Here is a 16,384-nt window from a genome sequence, read left to right on the forward strand (position 1 = left end):
TCCTTTCGGGTCTCTTCTTTTTCAGACGGTGTGCGTGGACCGGGGAGAACACTACAGCCTGTGCTCCCGTTCACCCAGCATCGCAATCCTCTCTTTCCAGGCATTGGTTTGCAGGAAAGGGATTGATTTTTATCCGGATTTCGATTATCCTAGATTAGGTAGTCAGATAAACAACATTTGATTGTTGACATGCATCATCAGGCATGCTATTATTGTTTAGGTAACTGAATGAACGGATCTAGAGACAAGTAGGAGCACCCGCTTCTCACCTGATCGACGCTGATAAAGCAGTTGGCAGGTCACTAATTCCTTAAATGTTAGGATACGTGTGGGTGCATAATGTGTACCGACACTTTTTTTATTTGCAGCAGGAATCTTGTCGATGACAGATCTCATATAAGTTTTCTAAAACTAGTTGGAGGTGGCTCGATATTAGCAAGGATAACATGAACGTTAATGAAAAAATCCGTGCCCGTGAAGTCCGTCTGATCGACGTGAATGGTGAGCAGCTTGGAGTTAAATCCCGTAACGAAGCGCTTGATATTGCAGCAAACGCAAATCTTGATCTTGTTATGGTGGCCCCAAATGCGAAGCCTCCGGTTTGCCGAGTGATGGACTACGGAAAATATCGTTTCGAGCAGCAGAAGAAAGAAAAAGAAGCTCGTAAGAAACAAACCGTCATCAAAGTGAAGGAAGTGCGTCTCAGCCCAGGGATTGAAGACCACGACTTCAACACAAAACTTCGTAACGCACGCAAGTTCTTGTCTAAAGGTGACAAAGTGAAAGCATCTGTCCGTTTCCGCGGACGTGCCATCACACACAAGGAACTAGGGCAGAAAGTACTCGAACGTCTGGCTGAAGAGTGCAAAGATGTCGCCCAGGTTGAGACCAAGCCTAAAATGGAAGGTCGCAGCATGTTCTTAATGCTTGCTCCTCTCGGCGAGAAGTAAGACAAAGTATCAAGTTTAAAGGAGGAAATTCACATGCCAAAAATGAAGACCCATAAAGGTTCTCAAAAACGCTTCAAAAAAACTGGAACAGGTAAAGTGAAACGTTCCCACGCTTTCACAAGCCACTTGTTCGCAAACAAATCAACTAAGCAAAAGCGTAAGCTTCGTAAAGAGGCACTAGTTTCTGCAGGAGACTACCGCCGCATCAAGCATATGCTTCCAAAAGACTAATAAAGACTGATTTAATTAGGAGGGATTACCATGCCACGAGTAAAAGGTGGAACAGTGACACGTCAACGTCGTAACCGTGTCCTTAAACTAGCAAAAGGTTATTATGGTTCAAAGCACGCACTATTTAAAACTGCTAAACAGCAGGTAATGAAATCAGGACAGTACGCTTACCGCGACCGTCGTCAGAAAAAGCGCGACTTCCGTAAGCTTTGGATCGCCCGTATCAACGCTGCAGCGCGTTTGAACGACATTTCCTACAGCCGTCTAATGCACGGTCTTAAACTTGCGGGTATCGAAGTAAACCGTAAGATGCTTGCTGATCTTGCTGTTAACGATGCACAAGGTTTCGCAAGTCTAGCTGAGCAAGCTAAATCTGCTCTTAAGTAACAGTATGAGAAAGAGCCATTTCCGTCCGGTTGGAAATGGCTCTTTTTTTATACCCTGTTTCAATCAATGAGGGGAGTGTGAAAGTGATGGTGTATGCAGCATTGTTTTACCTGGTGGTAAACGCGTGGCTGTTTATTCTGATGGGAGTGGACAAGAAGCGGTCGCGGCTGGAGCAGTGGAGGGTGCCGGAAAAGCATCTTTGGCTGCTGGCATGGATCGGAGGCGCGTTAGGAGGCATGCTTGGGATGAAGGTTTTTCGTCATAAGACGAAACATAAGGCATTTGCAGCAGGCTTTCCATTGCTTGCAGCTGCCCATGCGCTGTTGATCGGCTGGCTGTACATGAGGTTCTATACATAAATATCCTGTCATAAGATGTAGGCAGGGAGGGGATTGACGTGGGCGGGACAACGACAGCTGTGCTGGCATGGTTGGAACATCAGGAAGCCTGGGCGCCGCTCTTGTTTATCGGAATTCATATGCTTCGGCCGTTTTTGTTTCTGCCGGTCATGCTCGTCTGTATAACCGGAGGTGTCTTGTTCGGCCCGATTGCGGGGACGGCCTACTCTGTCATTGGGACGATGATATCCAGCCTCTTGTTTTACAGGACGATCCGGATCATGCCGTGGGTGATGAAAAGGATGGCGGGGATTAAGGAGCGGTGGATGAAGAAGCAGGCGTCGCTGTCCGTCAGACAGGTGGCTGTGCTGCGCCTTGTTCCTTTCATTCATTTTCACTTGTTGTCCTATTGTCTCATTGAAAGCAGTGCAGATTTTAAGGATTACGCGAAATCATCTTTATTTGCTAATTTTCCACTTGCTTTTATTTACACATCTGTCGGTCAGTGGGTCACGCTTTTTTCCCTGCCGATGATGGTCGCTTTTTCGGGAGCTCTCGTCGGGGTGAGTTTTATGATCCGGAAAAAAAGTGAAGTGTTTCTCTGGCACGATTTCTTCCAGACGAACCCATAAAAATAACCCTCTGCAGTGAGAATGCAGAGGGTTATTTTAATGGAAGTCATCGTTATTCTTCAACGGGTGGATGATCAGACGGTTGATCGGATATTTCCATTCAATAGAAGCGTGCGGATAACGGAGCAGGATTTCTTTTTCCATAAAGTAAAGATCCTCCCGGTCCAGCCCTTGAAGCTTCTGTGGGTCATGGGCACTCACATTGATGGTAACGACCTCGAAGGCATCTTCCGTTGTCCCTAAATATTTCTCCCCTTCAAATACATGACCTTTCAAGGTCATCAGGAAGTTTTCCTTCGTATCTTCTTGATTGTCATGAAAGTAAAATTCTTTCTTATCCCGGGCAAGGTCCAGCTTCCTGCGTGGGTTAACGATGAATTTATAGGCGGTGTACATGATAAAGGCTACAGCCAGAAGCAGCAGCAGTCGGAACAAAAGGATGATCATAAATATCGGACTCCTTCCTTGAAGGTGCGTGCCTCCTATACGTATCAGCATGTCTTTTTGTTTCAGAAAATGATACATTATTATCGATGATTTTTTTAGGAGGGTCAAACGATGTTTTGGGAATCGTTATACCAGATGCAGAAGAAACTGGACCAATATATTGAACAACAGCACGACTTGGAGAAAAGCGGCTATGTGGAATCCAAGATTCTTGCTTTATTAGTAGAGCTTGGGGAATTGGCGAATGAAACCCGCTGCTTTAAATTTTGGAGCACCAAAGGGCCGAGCGCTCCATCCGTCATTCAGGAGGAGTATGTCGACGGAGTTCATTTCCTGTTGTCCCTTGGTTTGGACCTTGGTTTCCGCTATACCCATCAGGAAGAGGAGAACCGTTCAATGACGCAGACAGACGCCTTCCTGGAAGTGTACAGCCGGGTGGAGGTTTTCCGTCACGAAAGGACGAAGGATAATTATGAAGCGTTGTTTCATGCCTATGTTTCCTTAGGCCGTACTCTTGGAATTACGGCAGAGGATTTGAAAGAGGCGTATATAAATAAAAATGAAGTGAATTTTAAGAGACAGGACCAAGGTTATTAATCACAAAATGGCAGAATTTTTGTGAAATCGCTTCAAAGGGTTTATAATAACATTGGATAGAAAAAGGAGGATTTGAATACATATGGCTAAAAAAGATGAAACACTGCAGATGTTGAAAGATCTGACGGATGCGAAAGGTGTACCGGGTAACGAAAGAGAAGCCCGTGACGTCATGAAGCAGTACATCACTCCCTATGCGGATGAAGTGTTCACAGATAATCTGGGAAGTCTGATCGCAAAGAAAGTGGGAAATAAAAAAGGCCCGAGTGTTATGGTTGCTGGTCACCTTGATGAGGTCGGATTCATGGTAACCCGTATTGACGATCACGGCTATATTTACTTCCAGACGGTCGGAGGATGGTGGAGTCAGGTGATGCTGGCCCAGCGTGTAACGATCATGACCCGTAATGGCGACCTTACCGGTGTCATCGGTTCAAAACCGCCGCATATCCTGCCTGCTGAGCAGCGGAAAAAGGCTGTGGAAATCAAGGATATGTTCATCGATATCGGGGCTTCCAGCCGCGAAGAAGCGATGGAATTCGGTGTGAAACCGGGAGATTCTGTCGTTCCATACTTTGAATTCACTCAGATGAAGAATGAAAAAATGCTGTTGGCCAAAGCATGGGATAACCGGATCGGCTGTGCGATTGCGATCGAAGTACTGAAGCAGCTGAAAGGGGAAAAACACCCGAATACCGTCTACGGTGTCGGAACGGTTCAGGAGGAGGTCGGCCTCCGTGGTGCACGGACGTCTGCCAACCTGATCAACCCTGATATTGCTTTCGGTGTCGATGTCGGAATCGCAGGGGATACTCCTGGTGTGTCGGATAAAGATGCTTCCAGTAAAATGGGAGACGGCCCGCAGATTATCCTGTACGATGCCTCTATGATTTCCCATAAGGGACTGCGTGATTTTGTTACGGATACAGCGGATGAAAACGATATTCCTTATCAGTTTGATTCTCTTGCCGGCGGAGGAACAGACTCCGGGGCCATCCACTTAAGTCATGATGGAGTTCCGGCCCTTTCTATTACGATTGCTACGCGTTACATTCATTCCCATGCGGCTATGCTTCACAGGGATGATTTTGAAAATGCGGTCCGTTTAATCGTAGAAGTCATTAAAGGCCTTGATGCCGATACAGTGAAGGAAATTACATTCCAATAATTTTAAAAAGCCAGCCCATGGAGGCTGGCTTTTTTGGCTGTAGAAAAAGTCTGTGTCAACCAGTTAGAGTTGTCCATATGTCGTTTAAAGGGTCACATTCCGCTTGTTGGTGGATGAATGCCGCGTGCACGCCCTCAGCTGACTTGGTCAGGAAGACCGCCTGTCCAAGTGGATCTTCGGCCCGTGCTGTTCCCGCAGGCATCACCACCGAACGCTCCTCGTGCCGACGTTAGAGTATATAGGAGAGACTGTGCACGAAGCAGGTTCGCAGATTCGAAAGACCGGCATGGGCTGCGCTATGGCCGCTTGCGTGGAAAAGAAAAAGGAAAGCACAGGCGCTGATGACGGCTGCCTGCCGGAATATGAAAAAGACTGCCCTCCATCCATCAAGGATGAGCTGGGTGAAGAAGAGTCTTTTTCAATTTGAAAGAATCCCCAAGGAGCGGTGCCCCTTCCACTCCGGCGGAAGAACGAGTGGGCCGAGATCGCCGAGCGTGGGTTTGGCGAGGAAGCTCGGGCGCTCGTCCGCGGAAAGGGAAGGGGCTTACGCTCCTGGTGGTAAGAAAGAGAAAAGCTTGTAGAGAACCAGGGGTTTCTCTACAAGCTTTTTTTTCACTCTTATTTCTGTTGTTTTAAGCTCTGTTCCAATGTATCAAGAATTTCCTGGCGTTCCTGTTCATCGGATTCTTTCCACAGCATTTCAAAGAATACACCGAGACCTGGAAGCATTTTTTCCTCACCCTTCTGCAGGGCATCATCAATAGTGGCTTCGAGCTGTTCGGCATTATGATTGCTGACGTTGGACAGAATCGCTGCACGCAGATTTAAATTCATCGCCGCGTCCTCCTTTGTAATAGGTTTCGAAAATTATTCATGATTAGTTTGACCAACCGTGGTGCGGCTATGTATGATGAATGAGAAATAAACAGGAAAAGAGGGACGACAATGCTCACTTCCTTACAAAACGCAAAAGTGAAGAATTGGAAGAAACTACATAAACGAAAGTATAGAAATCAAACAGGTACGTTTCTTGTCGAAGGGTTTCATCTCGTGGAAGAGGTGATGAAAAGCGGGTGGACCGTCAAAGAACTGATTGTCCGTGAGGAAACGGAAGTCACCCTTCCGGATGATATTCCTTATACCATCGTCAGCCGGGACGTGTTTGCGGCCGTCGCTGAGACGGAAACGCCTCAGGGGATTGCGGCTGTTGTCGCTAAAGAAGATTATACCTTTACGCCGGGAAGCCTTACTCTGATGCTCGATGCTGTACAGGATCCGGGGAATATCGGGACACTGATCCGGACAGCAGACGCCGCCGGCTTTGATCAAGTCATTGTCGGCACTGGTTCTGTGGATATTTTCAATGATAAAGTGATCCGTGCTTCTCAAGGCTCCCTGTTTCATTTACCGGTCCTGACAGGAGACCTTACGGATTATGTGGGCGGATTGAAGGACCAGGGCGTGGAAATCTGGGCCTCTACATTGGAGAACGCCGCCTCTTACAAGGACCTTCCGATTCCTGAGAAAGCTGCGTTAGTGGTTGGAAATGAAGGCAGCGGCATCTCTGAAGAACTTGTCGAGGCGGCGGATCAGCAGGTGTATATTCCGATATATGGACAGGCGGAGTCGCTGAATGCTGCCATTGCGGGTGCTGTTCTTATGTATCATTTGAAAAGCTGAGGTTGCATCCAGCAGCAACTTTGACTATAATAAATGCAGTTCTAATAATTACATCGATCAATAGCTGAGATAGAGCAAAGTAAATGAATGGGAATCGTTTCAGGGAGGAAGCACCATAGACTGGGAGTGCTGCCATCGTGACATTCGTTGAAATTTCACTCTGGAGCTGGCCGTTTCGGCCCGGATGAACGTCCGTTATTTCTTACAAGTGGGCACCACAGGTGTCAACAAGGGTGGTACCGCGAAACAAACCATACAAGTCTCGTCCCTTTTTACAGGGAGGGGGCTTTTTTTATTTTCATTAAAGGAGGAATTACTGATGAAGGAACGTTTAGAGCAGCTGAAGCAGGAAGCGCTGCAGAAAGTGGAAACCGCTGATTCCATTCAGGGATTGAAAGACATTCGTGTCGAGTACCTTGGAAAGAAAGGTCCGATTACGGAAGTACTGCGGGGCATGGGTAAATTGTCGAAGGAAGAGCGCCCGGTCATCGGACAGCTCGCCAACGACGTGCGCGAGAACATTGCAGATGCGATCGAAGCTAAACAGACAGGCCTTGAGGACGAGGCTCTTGAAAAGCAGCTGGAAGAGGAAAGCATTGATGTAACCCTTCCCGCCCGTCCAGTCAAAGTAGGCGGCCCGCACCTGTTGACGAGTATTGTTGAAGAAATTGAAGACCTATTCATCGGGATGGGTTTTGAAATCAAGGAAGGGCCTGAAGTGGAAACCGATTATTACAACTTCGAGGCGTTGAATCTGCCGAAAGGCCATCCGGCCCGCGACATGCAGGATTCCTTCTACGTTACAGAAGAATTGTTGATGCGTACCCACACCTCTCCTGTACAGGCAAGAACCATGGGTGCTAGAAACGGCGCGGAGCCTGTGAAAATGATCTGTCCTGGTAAAGTATACCGCCGCGATACCGACGATGCTACTCACTCTCACCAGTTCACCCAGATTGAAGGTCTGCTTGTTGATAAGCATGTCCGTATGAGTGACTTGAAAGGGGTATTGAATGCATTCGCGAAGCAGATGTTCGGTGCCGAACGAGAAATCCGCCTTCGTCCGAGCTTCTTCCCGTTCACAGAGCCATCGGTCGAAATGGACATTTCCTGTAAAGTCTGCGGAGGTAAAGGCTGCTCTGTCTGTAAGGGGACGGGCTGGATCGAAATCCTTGGCGGAGGCATGGTCCACCCGAACGTATTGGAAATGGCCGGCTATGATTCCAGCGAATACTCCGGCTTTGCTTTCGGAATGGGACCTGAACGGATTGCCATGCTGAAATACGGGGTCGACGATATCCGTCACTTCTATACAAACGATATCCGGTTCTTGGAACAGTATCATAAAGCTTAAGGGAGGAATGGAAAAATGCTTGTATCTTTAAACTGGCTGAACGATTATATTGATGTCAGCGCCTACTCTCCGGAGGAACTGGCTGAAATCATTACAAAAACGGGGATTGAAGTAGAAAGCGTAGAGCCTGTAGCCGAAGGGGTTACAGGAGTCGTCGTCGGACATGTGACATCCTGTGTGCAGCATCCGAATGCGGATAAACTGAATCTCTGTCAGGTCGACGTCGGCGAAGAGACGCTTCAGATCGTATGTGGAGCACCCAACGTCGCCGAAGGTCAGAAAGTCGCGGTTGCTGTACCGGGAGCCGTTCTTCCGGGAAACTTCAAAATCAAGAAAACGAAGCTTCGCGGGGAAGCGTCCAACGGAATGATCTGCTCGCTTCAAGAACTTGGTGTGGATGAAAAGGATGTACCTAAGGAATATGCGGAAGGGATTTTCGTGTTTCCTGAGGATACAGAAATCGGAGCGGACGCTGTTTCTGAATTGAACCTTGATGATTTGATCATTGAGCTTGGCCTGACACCGAACCGTTCTGATGCGATGAGCATGGCGGGGGTCGCGTATGAAGTGGCTGCTGCGATTGACGGCACGTACACGCTGGCTGAAGAAAATGTTGAAACCATTGATGAGAAAGCGGAAGATATGCTGACGGTTCAAGTGGATGATCCGGACGCCAATCCATATTACGGTGCTTTTGTCATCAAGGATGTTCAGGTCGGCCCATCTCCGTTATGGATGCGCAACCGTCTGACAGCCGCTGGAATCCGCCCGATCAATAATGTTGTGGATATTACCAACTACGTGTTAATGGAGTACGGCCAGCCGCTTCACGCATTTGACTATGACCGCTTCGGTTCTCAAACCATTCTTACCCGTCGTGCAGAAGATGGAGAGAAAATCGTTACCCTCGATGACCAGGAACGCACATTGAACAGCCAACACCTGGTCATTACCAATGGTGAAAAACCGCATGCCATTGCCGGCGTCATGGGTGGAGCGGAATCGGAAGTTCAGGAAGATACGACGACCATCATCCTTGAAGCGGCTTATTTTGCTCCTTCTGTCGTCCGTGAAGCATCCAAGGATCACGGCCTGCGCAGTGAATCCAGCTCCCGTTTTGAAAAAGGGGTGGACCCGAACCGTGTAGAACGCGCTGGAAAACGTGCCTGTGAGCTTCTTCAGAAGTATGCCGGCGGCCGGGTACTGGAAGGGAATGCTTCTTTCGACCAGCTGGACCGCTCTGAAAAGCAGGTAACCGTACGTACGAGCGTGATCAATGATCGTCTGGGGACAGAGATTTCCAATGAGGAAATGGCGGATATTTTCCGTCGTCTGCAGTTTGTATACAGCTTGGACGGCGAACAGTTCGATGTAACCATCCCGACCCGCCGCGGCGATATCACCATTTTTGAAGATATGCTTGAGGAAGTCGCCCGTATTTATGGCTACGACAACCTGCCGTACACCCTTCCGGAAGGGGAATCCCAAGCCGGCGGTCTCACTGTGAACCAACAGTTGAAACGCCGTGTGAAAGCCTATTTCGAGGGAGCAGGTCTTCACGAAACCATTACGTATTCCCTGACTCATAAAGAGAAAGCCGTTATGCTCGTCAGCCCGGAAGTAGAGGAAGCCGCTGAGAGCCCTGTAGGTCTTGCCATGCCGATGAGTGAGGATCACGCTTATCTGAGATTGAGCATCCTGCCGGAATTGCTGGAATCTCTCTCTTATAACGTCGCGCGTCGTCAAGAGAACCTGGCCTATTATGAAGTAGGAACGGTGTTCATCAGTGATGAGCAGGAAGTGACGAAACAGCCGTCTGAAATGCTGCGTGCCTCAGGAGCCCTCACAGGTGACTGGACGTCCCATCTGTGGCAGCAGGAGAAAAAAGCGGTCGACTTCTTTGTTGTTAAAGGTATTGTCGAAGGCCTGGGAGACCAGCTTGGACTTTCCTTCACGTACGAAAAAGCGAAACTGCCATCCATGCACCCGGGTCGTACAGCTGTGATCCGTCACGAAGGCCGCATCATCGGTTTTGCCGGTCAGGTGCATCCGAAGCTGCAGAAAGAATTCGGTCTAAAGGAAACGTACGTGTTCGATCTCAATCTTGAGGAATTGTTCCGTTCTTATGAAAAAGAAGAAACGTTCCGCGTGATTCCGAGACATCCGTCTGTTTCAAGGGATATTGCACTTGTGGTGGACGAGGACGTATCAGCAGGTGCGATTGAAGCCACGATCTCTGAAGCAGGGGCGCCGCTTGTGAAGGATGTTCAAGTGTTTGACGTGTATCAGGGAGAGCACTTGGAAGCCGGGAAAAAGTCTCTCGCTTTCCGTCTCCTTTACCTTGATCCGCTTCGTACACTGAAGGATCAGGAAGTAGAAGAAGCTCACGAACAGATTTTAACCGCTGTTAAGGACAAGCACGAAGCAGAACTTCGTGGATAATACAGAACCCCCGCCGGGAAATCCAGGCGGGGGTTTTCTGTGTCATCGTACCAGCTTTTTCGCTTTTTCCGTATTGGCGAAATGAACCTTGGCCAGTTCATCGAGCTTGTCTTCCCCGTATGCCTCAATCACAGCGGCGGCGGCTTTATCCACTTTGCCGGATGCACCTTTCGGGATCGGCAGACCGGTATCAAATTCAAGGGTATCCATAGCTTTGACGAATGCGGAGCGCGCGATGATCGATCCAGCTGCTACGGCAATGGAATAGCTTTCCGCTTTCGTCATGAAGTAGACGTCTTTCTGAAGCTGCTGTTTTTCAGACCGCAGATGCTTCTGATAGACATCAGGCTGGGAAAACTGGTCAATCAAAATCCCTTCCGGTTTATCCGGAGCGATCTTTTCCAACAGCCGGTTGATCGCCTGATGGTGAAGAATCGTTTTCATTTTCCCCTGACTCCATCCTTTTTTCTGCAGCTGGTTGTATTTTTTGTTGGGCAGGCGGAGGAGGCTGTAAGGAATCTTCAAGGCAATCAGGTCCTTGGCCAGGTCAGTAATTTGTGCATCTGACAGGTTTTTGGAATCTTTGACACCGATGGCCTTCAGCTGTGGAATCTGCTCCGCTGTTACATAAGCGGCAGCGACGGTGATGGGGCCGAAGTAATCCCCGGTCCCTGCTTCATCTGAACCGATATGAGAGCTGGTAAACAGGCTTTCTGACGGATGATAGCGGTGGTGGGAGGAACTCTTTTTCTTCTGACCGGACGTAGAAGAGCCCGTCCCCCATTTGCCTGATTCTTCTTCAGGATTCTTCCCTTGGAAGAGGACTTTCCCGGAGCGGTAGGCGGTGATGGTGCACGCCCCTGTTTTTGCAGCAAATAACGCACTGGAAGGGACGTTCGGCTTACTCTGGGATGCGTAATAGGTTTTCATTTTCTGTAAGGTAGAGGCGGGTAGTGTTAAGACAACTTGAGGCATAATTCGATCCTTTCTTTCGTACCAAAATAATAACCACAGTATAGCAGAACGGCGTAAAAATGAGAACATTTGCGAAAAACATCCATATTGGTTTCCTAAAGGAGAATAGTCATGTTAATATTAACTTTAGGATTGAGAGAAACTAGGGGGTATGAATGTGTCGCAGTCAGACCAAGAGAAAAAAAGAATCACCGTGGAGATCAATAAACGATCTTACACGATAGTTGGTCATGAAGAGCCTCATCATATCCGTATGGTATCGAGTCTGGTGGATCAGAAAATGCGTGAAATCCATGAAGCGAACCCTAGCCTGGATACCTCAATGCTCGCTGTATTGACCGCTGTAAATACGATGAATGAATACATTAAATTAAAAGACGAATGTGCGGAGCTTATGAACTATATTGAAAAGCTAGAGAAAGAGGACGACAGAGAAAATGATTGATTTACTGCTATTGTTTCTTTTGTTTATCGGAGTACTTACAGGGTTGAAGAGAGGATTCATCCTTCAGCTCTTTCACCTTATCGGCTTTATCGTTGCTTTTGTGGCAGCTGTCATTTACTATGACGATCTTTCCCCGAAGCTTACGCTGTGGGTTCCCTACCCCGAACTGCCGGCGGACGCCTCATGGGCTGTATTTCTTGATAACCTTCCGTTGGAGCAGGCCTTTTATAACGCTGTAGCCTTCGCTATATTGTTTTTCGGTGTGAAAATCGTGCTTCATATTATAGCCTCCATGCTGGATTTTGTTTCGGAGCTGCCGATTTTGAATTCATTGAATACCCTTCTGGGTGGCATACTAGGCTTCGTCGAGAACTATGTCATTTTATTTGTCGTGTTGTACATAGCCGCGCTGGTACCTGTAGCCGGGGTGCAGAGTGCGTTGGACGGATCCCTGTTAGCCCAGCTGATCATTGAACATACGCCGGTGCTTTCCAACCAACTGGAAAATCTGTGGATTGAACACGTAGCGGGCTGAGCAGGTACGATTTAGGAATGAAGGTTGAGCCGCTGTGATAGTAATCATAGCGGCTTTTTCATGAGCATCTACACCACTCTTTAAAAAAAGGAGATATGAACAATGGCTGTCGATAAGAAACAGGTCATTCAATTACTGGAACAAATCGCTGTTTATTTGGAATTGAAAGGCGAGAATCCCTTTAAAATATCCGCCTACCGCAAAGCGGCGCAGGCATTGGAGCGGGATGACCGCTCCCTGAGTGAGATTGATGATTTCAAGAAGATGAATGGAATAGGGAAAGGAACGGCGGCGGTCATTGACGAGTATGTCGCCAATGAAGAATCTGATACATTAAAGCAGCTGCAGGCGGAAGTTCCTGAAGGACTCGTTCCCCTTTTGGATCTGCCCGGCCTTGGTGGGAAAAAGCTGGCCAAACTCTACCAAAAGCTTGAGGTGACGGACGCAGAAACGTTGAAGGAAGCGCTGGAGTCCGGAAAAGTGGAGGAACTGGAGGGATTCGGGAAGAAGTCCGCAGAAAAAATGCTGAAGGCTCTCGAAGACGCCCATTCCCGGCCGGAACGCCTCCCGATTGCCATCATGCTTCCCCTGGCAGAAAAAGTGGAAGCCTACTTGGAGCGGGCTGAAACGTTTGACCGTTTTTCCCGCGCAGGAAGCCTGCGGAGAATGAGAGAAACGATCAAGGATCTCGACTTTATTATTGCATCGGAGAATCCAGCAGCCACAAGGGACGAACTGCTGGCCTACCCGGACGTGAAAGAAGTCGTCGCCTCCGGAGAAACGAAGGTGTCCATCGTTGTCCATGAAGGCTATGACATCGGCATTGACTTCCGTATCGTTGCCCCTCACGAATTTGCGACAACCCTTCATCATTTCACCGGGTCCAAAGACCACAACGTAGCCATGAGACAGCTGGCGAAAGAGCAGGATGAAAAAATCAGCGAGTACGGCATAGAAGACATCCATACGGGTGAAGTGAAAACCTTTGAATCTGAAGAGGCATTCTTCAAGCATTTCGATCTTCATTTCATCCCACCTGAAGTGCGGGAGAATTATGGAGAGGTGGAGAAGTTCAAGGAACCGATCCATTTTGTCGACCTTCCTGATATACGCTCGGATCTTCATATGCACTCAACATGGAGTGACGGCGCCCAGTCCATTAAGGAAATGGCACAAAGAGCCAGGGAAAAAGGTTATGACTACATCGCCATCACCGACCACTCCAAGTATTTGAGAGTGGCGAACGGCTTAAATGAAAAACGCCTGCGCGAGCAGCGGAAAGAAATTGACGAAATCAACGAAACGATGGAGGATTTTTATATATTTGCCGGCATTGAAATGGACATTCTTCCAGACGGAAGTCTGGACTTTGATGATGATTTTCTTCAAGAGATGGACTTCGTCATTGCTTCCATTCATTCGAGCTTCCAACAGTCCGAGGAGCAGATTATGGAACGGTTGATGAATGCTGTGGAAAACCCGCATGTTCATATGATTGCCCACCCTACGGGGCGTTTGATCGGCCGCCGCGATGGTTACGCCGTGAACCTGGATCAGTTGATTGAAGGGGCGGCCCGTACAGGTACCATTCTTGAGCTGAATGCCAACCCCAACCGCCTCGATTTGAACTGGGAGTGGCTCATGAAGGCTCAGGAAGCCGGTGTGAAGGTCGCCATCAATACCGATGCCCACAGTTATGCCATGCTGGAGCATATGAGAATCGGTGTCGGTACAGCCCGTAAAGGCTGGTTAAGAAAAGATACGGTTGTAAACACATGGACGAAAGAGAAGTTCATGGATCAATGCAGCATTCGTAAGTAGGAATAAAAGGAGTCGGTCAGGCATGAATCAAAGAATCCTTCATGTACTTGAATACAAAAAAATTATCGAACAGCTGAACGAGCAGGCAGCCTCTTCTTTAGGAAAAGAGAAGACAGCGGCACTCAAGCCGTCCTCAGATCTCGACGAAGTGAGACAGCTGCAGAGAGAAACGGATGAAGCCGGCCAGGTGCTCCGTTTGAAAGGCCACGTCCCTCTTGGTGGAATCTTTGATATTAAGCCGAGCATCAAGCGGACGACCATCGGCGGCACACTGAGTCCGCTGGAGTGTCTGGATATAGCGAGCACGATTTACGGCGGACGTCAGCTGAAGCGTTTCATCGACGATATGGAAGAGCCTGAAATGCCGATTCTTAGAGAACTGGCAGGCAGTCTGGTCCCATTAAAGGAACTCGAGCAGGAAATCAGGAACTGTATCGACGAGCATGGAACGGTCATGGATGGAGCTTCTGACAAACTCCGTACCATCCGCTCCAATATACGTACGTATGAAAGCCGGGTCAGGGACAAAATGGATTCCTTTACAAAATCAAAATCCAAGATGCTCTCAGATTCCATCGTAACGATCCGGAACGAGCGTTACGTTCTTCCTGTCAAACAGGAATACAGAGGTTCAATCGGAGGGATTGTCCATGACCAGTCCTCTTCGGGTGCCACCTTGTTTATAGAACCCCAGTCCGTTGTCGACTTGAACAACAACCTGCAGGAAGCACGTGTGAAGGAAAGAAATGAAATCGAAAAAATTCTGAAAGAACTTTCGGAATCAATTGCTGAGGAGCACGAAACTTTGTCCTATAACGTGCAGATCCTTGGACAGATCGACTTTATGTTTGCAAGAGCCAAGCTCGGCCAGCAGATGAAAGCTTCCATGCCAGCGATGAATGATGAAGGCCGGATAAAAATGAAGCAGGCCAGACATCCACTTATTGACGGAGATGAAGTGGTACCGAACGATGTTGAAATCGGTGAGGATTACACGTCCATTGTCATCACCGGTCCGAACACCGGGGGGAAGACCGTTACGTTGAAACTGGTCGGTCTTTGTACGCTTATGGCCCAGTCCGGTCTTCAGGTTCCTGCGCTGGATGGATGTGAACTGGCGGTGTTTAAGGAAGTGTATGCGGATATTGGTGATGAGCAGTCCATAGAACAGAGCTTATCCACGTTCTCCTCCCATATGACGAACATCGTCGATATTCTAGATAAGGTCGATCACCAATCCCTTGTCTTGTTCGATGAATTAGGAGCAGGCACAGATCCACAGGAAGGGGCCGCTCTTGCCATGTCTATTCTTGATGAGGTCGTTCAACGGGATGCGCGTGTCATCGCAACGACCCACTATCCAGAGCTGAAAGCTTACGGATATAACCGTGATGGCGTCATTAATGCGTCTGTGGAATTCGATATCCAGACACTGAAGCCGACGTACCGGCTGCTGATCGGGGTGCCGGGGCGCAGTAACGCTTTTGAGATATCCAGGCGTCTTGGATTGAAGGAAGGCGTAATTGAATCCGCGAAAAGCCATATCGGTGTCGATTCACAAAGTGTTGAGAACATGATTGCCTCTCTTGAAGAGTCTAAGCGGGAAGCGGAGCGCGACTACGAAGAAGCGGAAGAGATGCTCGCCGAGGCAGAGAAGCTGAAGCGTGAACTTGAGGAAAAATGGAACCAGTTTGAAAATCAGCGGGAAAAGCTGTATGAAAAAGCTGAACAGAAAGCGGAAAAAGCGATCCAGCAGGCCCGTGAGGAAGCGGAAACCATTGTCGGCGAAATCCGAAATATGAAAACCCAGTCCCAGATGAAAGAGCACGAGTGGATTGAAGCCCGTAAGATGTTCGATGAGGCCCAGCCTGAGCTGGCGAAGAAAAAGGCCAAAGAGGCTCCGGCCCCGAAAAAGAAAGAAACGAAAGAACTGAAGCCGGGCGATGAAGTGAAGCTGCTTACGCTCAATCAACAGGGGACCATCGTGGACCAGACAGGAAAAAATGAATATCAGGTCCAGGTTGGGGTTATGAAAGTCAAAGCGAAACGAAAAGAACTTGAGTTCGTAAAGGCTAAAGAGCCTTATAAAGAAAAGCCGATGGCGACGGTCAAAGGCAAAAGTTTTCACGTGAAAACAGAACTGGATCTGCGCGGAGAGCGTTACGAAGATGCTTTGAACCGTTTGGAGAAATATGTGGATGATGCCCTGCTTGCCGGATATCCGCAAGTATCCATCATTCACGGGAAAGGTACAGGAGCTCTTCGGACAGCCGTCCAGAATTACGCGAAAAACCATCGGAGCATAGCGGCCCATCGTGCCGGAGGTATGAATGAAGGTGGAAGTGGAGTTACCGTACTGGAACTCCGCTAATGTTCAAAGAA

The 16,384-nt window shown here is 48.4% G+C and carries 19 protein-coding genes and 1 other annotated feature; of the genes, 15 read left to right on the forward strand and 4 right to left on the reverse strand.

Features of this window, described 5'->3' with window-relative positions:
* Positions 1-240: 240 nt before the first annotated feature.
* Positions 241-365: a sequence feature (ribosomal protein L20 leader region), on the forward strand.
* A gap of 81 nt (positions 366-446) precedes the next feature.
* The 5 genes from infC to GLV97_RS14450 all read left to right on the forward strand — a co-directional run bounded on the left by infC (position 447) and on the right by GLV97_RS14450 (position 2,538).
* Positions 447-950 carry a translation initiation factor IF-3 gene (gene infC, locus GLV97_RS14430; RefSeq protein ID WP_160836317.1) on the forward strand — a complete coding sequence of 168 codons (504 nt, stop codon included), beginning with the start codon at positions 447-449 and terminating at the stop codon, positions 948-950.
* 33 nt (positions 951-983) lie between these two features.
* Entirely contained in the window at positions 984-1,181 is a 198-nt protein-coding gene (gene rpmI / locus GLV97_RS14435; RefSeq protein WP_027955182.1) for a 50S ribosomal protein L35, read from the forward strand.
* A gap of 30 nt (positions 1,182-1,211) precedes the next feature.
* Complete coding sequence (gene rplT, locus GLV97_RS14440) at positions 1,212-1,568, forward strand: 50S ribosomal protein L20 (RefSeq protein WP_160836316.1); 357 nt, start codon at positions 1,212-1,214, stop codon at positions 1,566-1,568.
* 86 nt (positions 1,569-1,654) lie between these two features.
* Positions 1,655-1,927 carry a DUF1294 domain-containing protein gene (locus GLV97_RS14445; protein WP_160840825.1) on the forward strand — a complete coding sequence of 91 codons (273 nt, stop codon included), beginning with the start codon at positions 1,655-1,657 and terminating at the stop codon, positions 1,925-1,927.
* Between the two features lie 38 nt (positions 1,928-1,965).
* A complete protein-coding gene (locus tag GLV97_RS14450) occupies positions 1,966-2,538 on the forward strand; it encodes a TVP38/TMEM64 family protein (RefSeq protein ID WP_224870722.1) in 573 nt (190 codons plus the stop codon).
* 36 nt (positions 2,539-2,574) lie between these two features.
* On the opposite strand, the gene GLV97_RS14455 is transcribed toward GLV97_RS14450, so the two are convergent.
* Complete coding sequence (locus GLV97_RS14455; RefSeq protein ID WP_160836315.1) at positions 2,575-2,985, reverse strand: sigma-w pathway protein ysdB; 411 nt, start codon at positions 2,983-2,985, stop codon at positions 2,575-2,577.
* A gap of 111 nt (positions 2,986-3,096) precedes the next feature.
* Here GLV97_RS14455 and GLV97_RS14460 point away from each other — a divergent pair, with 111 nt between their 5' ends.
* Both GLV97_RS14460 and GLV97_RS14465 read left to right on the forward strand, forming a co-directional pair.
* Positions 3,097-3,582: a dUTP diphosphatase gene (locus tag GLV97_RS14460; RefSeq protein ID WP_160836314.1), complete on the forward strand. Its 486-nt coding sequence runs from the start codon at positions 3,097-3,099 to the stop codon at positions 3,580-3,582.
* A gap of 82 nt (positions 3,583-3,664) precedes the next feature.
* Positions 3,665-4,750 (forward strand): M42 family metallopeptidase, encoded by a 1,086-nt coding sequence (locus GLV97_RS14465; RefSeq protein WP_160840760.1) that lies wholly within the window; start codon positions 3,665-3,667, stop codon positions 4,748-4,750.
* Positions 4,751-4,805: 55 nt separating this feature from the next.
* On the opposite strand, the gene GLV97_RS14470 is transcribed toward GLV97_RS14465, so the two are convergent.
* Positions 4,806-4,958, reverse strand: coding sequence for a hypothetical protein (locus GLV97_RS14470; RefSeq protein WP_160840759.1), 153 nt, complete (start codon positions 4,956-4,958; stop codon positions 4,806-4,808).
* Between the two features lie 42 nt (positions 4,959-5,000).
* On the opposite strand from GLV97_RS14470, the gene GLV97_RS14475 reads away from it, so the two are divergent.
* Entirely contained in the window at positions 5,001-5,177 is a 177-nt protein-coding gene (locus tag GLV97_RS14475) for a hypothetical protein (RefSeq protein ID WP_160836312.1), read from the forward strand.
* Between the two features lie 191 nt (positions 5,178-5,368).
* Here the strand turns inward: GLV97_RS14475 and sspI are convergent, their stop codons facing one another.
* A complete protein-coding gene (gene sspI / locus GLV97_RS14480; RefSeq protein WP_160836311.1) occupies positions 5,369-5,584 on the reverse strand; it encodes a small acid-soluble spore protein SspI in 216 nt (71 codons plus the stop codon).
* Between the two features lie 111 nt (positions 5,585-5,695).
* On the opposite strand from sspI, the gene GLV97_RS14485 reads away from it, so the two are divergent.
* From GLV97_RS14485 to pheT, 3 genes are all read left to right on the forward strand, one after another.
* A complete protein-coding gene (locus GLV97_RS14485) occupies positions 5,696-6,430 on the forward strand; it encodes a TrmH family RNA methyltransferase (protein WP_160889939.1) in 735 nt (244 codons plus the stop codon).
* Positions 6,431-6,749: 319 nt separating this feature from the next.
* Positions 6,750-7,784, forward strand: a complete 1,035-nt coding sequence (pheS, locus tag GLV97_RS14490) for a phenylalanine--tRNA ligase subunit alpha (protein WP_160836309.1) — start codon at positions 6,750-6,752, stop codon at positions 7,782-7,784.
* Positions 7,785-7,799: 15 nt separating this feature from the next.
* Positions 7,800-10,226, forward strand: a complete 2,427-nt coding sequence (pheT, locus tag GLV97_RS14495) for a phenylalanine--tRNA ligase subunit beta (RefSeq protein ID WP_160889940.1) — start codon at positions 7,800-7,802, stop codon at positions 10,224-10,226.
* Positions 10,227-10,268: 42 nt separating this feature from the next.
* Here pheT and rnhC read toward each other — a convergent pair whose 3' ends face one another.
* On the reverse strand, positions 10,269-11,201 hold the full coding sequence (gene rnhC / locus GLV97_RS14500) for a ribonuclease HIII (RefSeq protein WP_160836307.1): 933 nt from the start codon (positions 11,199-11,201) through the stop codon (positions 10,269-10,271).
* 151 nt (positions 11,202-11,352) lie between these two features.
* Here rnhC and zapA point away from each other — a divergent pair, with 151 nt between their 5' ends.
* The 4 genes from zapA (at position 11,353) to GLV97_RS14520 (ending at position 16,373) form a co-directional block, all read left to right on the forward strand.
* On the forward strand, positions 11,353-11,646 hold the full coding sequence (gene zapA / locus GLV97_RS14505; protein WP_035531990.1) for a cell division protein ZapA: 294 nt from the start codon (positions 11,353-11,355) through the stop codon (positions 11,644-11,646).
* A complete protein-coding gene (locus GLV97_RS14510; RefSeq protein ID WP_160836306.1) occupies positions 11,639-12,181 on the forward strand; it encodes a CvpA family protein in 543 nt (180 codons plus the stop codon). Before zapA ends, GLV97_RS14510 begins: the two co-directional genes overlap by 8 nt.
* A 102-nt stretch (positions 12,182-12,283) precedes the next feature.
* Complete coding sequence (gene polX / locus GLV97_RS14515) at positions 12,284-14,002, forward strand: DNA polymerase/3'-5' exonuclease PolX (protein WP_160889941.1); 1,719 nt, start codon at positions 12,284-12,286, stop codon at positions 14,000-14,002.
* Between the two features lie 22 nt (positions 14,003-14,024).
* On the forward strand, positions 14,025-16,373 hold the full coding sequence (locus tag GLV97_RS14520; protein WP_160840756.1) for an endonuclease MutS2: 2,349 nt from the start codon (positions 14,025-14,027) through the stop codon (positions 16,371-16,373).
* The last annotated feature ends 11 nt before the right edge of the window (positions 16,374-16,384 follow it).

It is taken from the genome of Halobacillus litoralis (assembly GCF_009856355.1).
In the GTDB taxonomy this organism is placed as follows: Bacteria; Bacillota; Bacilli; order Bacillales; family Halobacillaceae; genus Halobacillus; species Halobacillus litoralis_B.

Excerpts from the sequence above, each read along its gene's own strand:
- infC (WP_160836317.1), top strand. The coding sequence starts at position 447 with ATGAACGTTAATGAAAAAATCCGTGCCCGTGAAGTCCGTCTGATCGAC.
- rpmI (WP_027955182.1), top strand. The coding sequence starts at position 984 with ATGCCAAAAATGAAGACCCATAAAGGTTCTCAAAAACGCTTCAAAAAA.
- rplT (WP_160836316.1), top strand. The coding sequence starts at position 1,212 with ATGCCACGAGTAAAAGGTGGAACAGTGACACGTCAACGTCGTAACCGT.
- GLV97_RS14445 (WP_160840825.1), top strand. The coding sequence starts at position 1,655 with ATGGTGTATGCAGCATTGTTTTACCTGGTGGTAAACGCGTGGCTGTTT.
- GLV97_RS14455 (WP_160836315.1), bottom strand. The coding sequence starts at position 2,985 with ATGATCATCCTTTTGTTCCGACTGCTGCTGCTTCTGGCTGTAGCCTTT.
- GLV97_RS14460 (WP_160836314.1), top strand. The coding sequence starts at position 3,097 with ATGTTTTGGGAATCGTTATACCAGATGCAGAAGAAACTGGACCAATAT.
- GLV97_RS14465 (WP_160840760.1), top strand. The coding sequence starts at position 3,665 with ATGGCTAAAAAAGATGAAACACTGCAGATGTTGAAAGATCTGACGGAT.
- sspI (WP_160836311.1), bottom strand. The coding sequence starts at position 5,584 with ATGAATTTAAATCTGCGTGCAGCGATTCTGTCCAACGTCAGCAATCAT.
- GLV97_RS14485 (WP_160889939.1), top strand. The coding sequence starts at position 5,696 with ATGCTCACTTCCTTACAAAACGCAAAAGTGAAGAATTGGAAGAAACTA.
- pheS (WP_160836309.1), top strand. The coding sequence starts at position 6,750 with ATGAAGGAACGTTTAGAGCAGCTGAAGCAGGAAGCGCTGCAGAAAGTG.
- pheT (WP_160889940.1), top strand. The coding sequence starts at position 7,800 with ATGCTTGTATCTTTAAACTGGCTGAACGATTATATTGATGTCAGCGCC.
- rnhC (WP_160836307.1), bottom strand. The coding sequence starts at position 11,201 with ATGCCTCAAGTTGTCTTAACACTACCCGCCTCTACCTTACAGAAAATG.
- zapA (WP_035531990.1), top strand. The coding sequence starts at position 11,353 with ATGAATGTGTCGCAGTCAGACCAAGAGAAAAAAAGAATCACCGTGGAG.
- GLV97_RS14510 (WP_160836306.1), top strand. The coding sequence starts at position 11,639 with ATGATTGATTTACTGCTATTGTTTCTTTTGTTTATCGGAGTACTTACA.
- polX (WP_160889941.1), top strand. The coding sequence starts at position 12,284 with ATGGCTGTCGATAAGAAACAGGTCATTCAATTACTGGAACAAATCGCT.
- GLV97_RS14520 (WP_160840756.1), top strand. The coding sequence starts at position 14,025 with ATGAATCAAAGAATCCTTCATGTACTTGAATACAAAAAAATTATCGAA.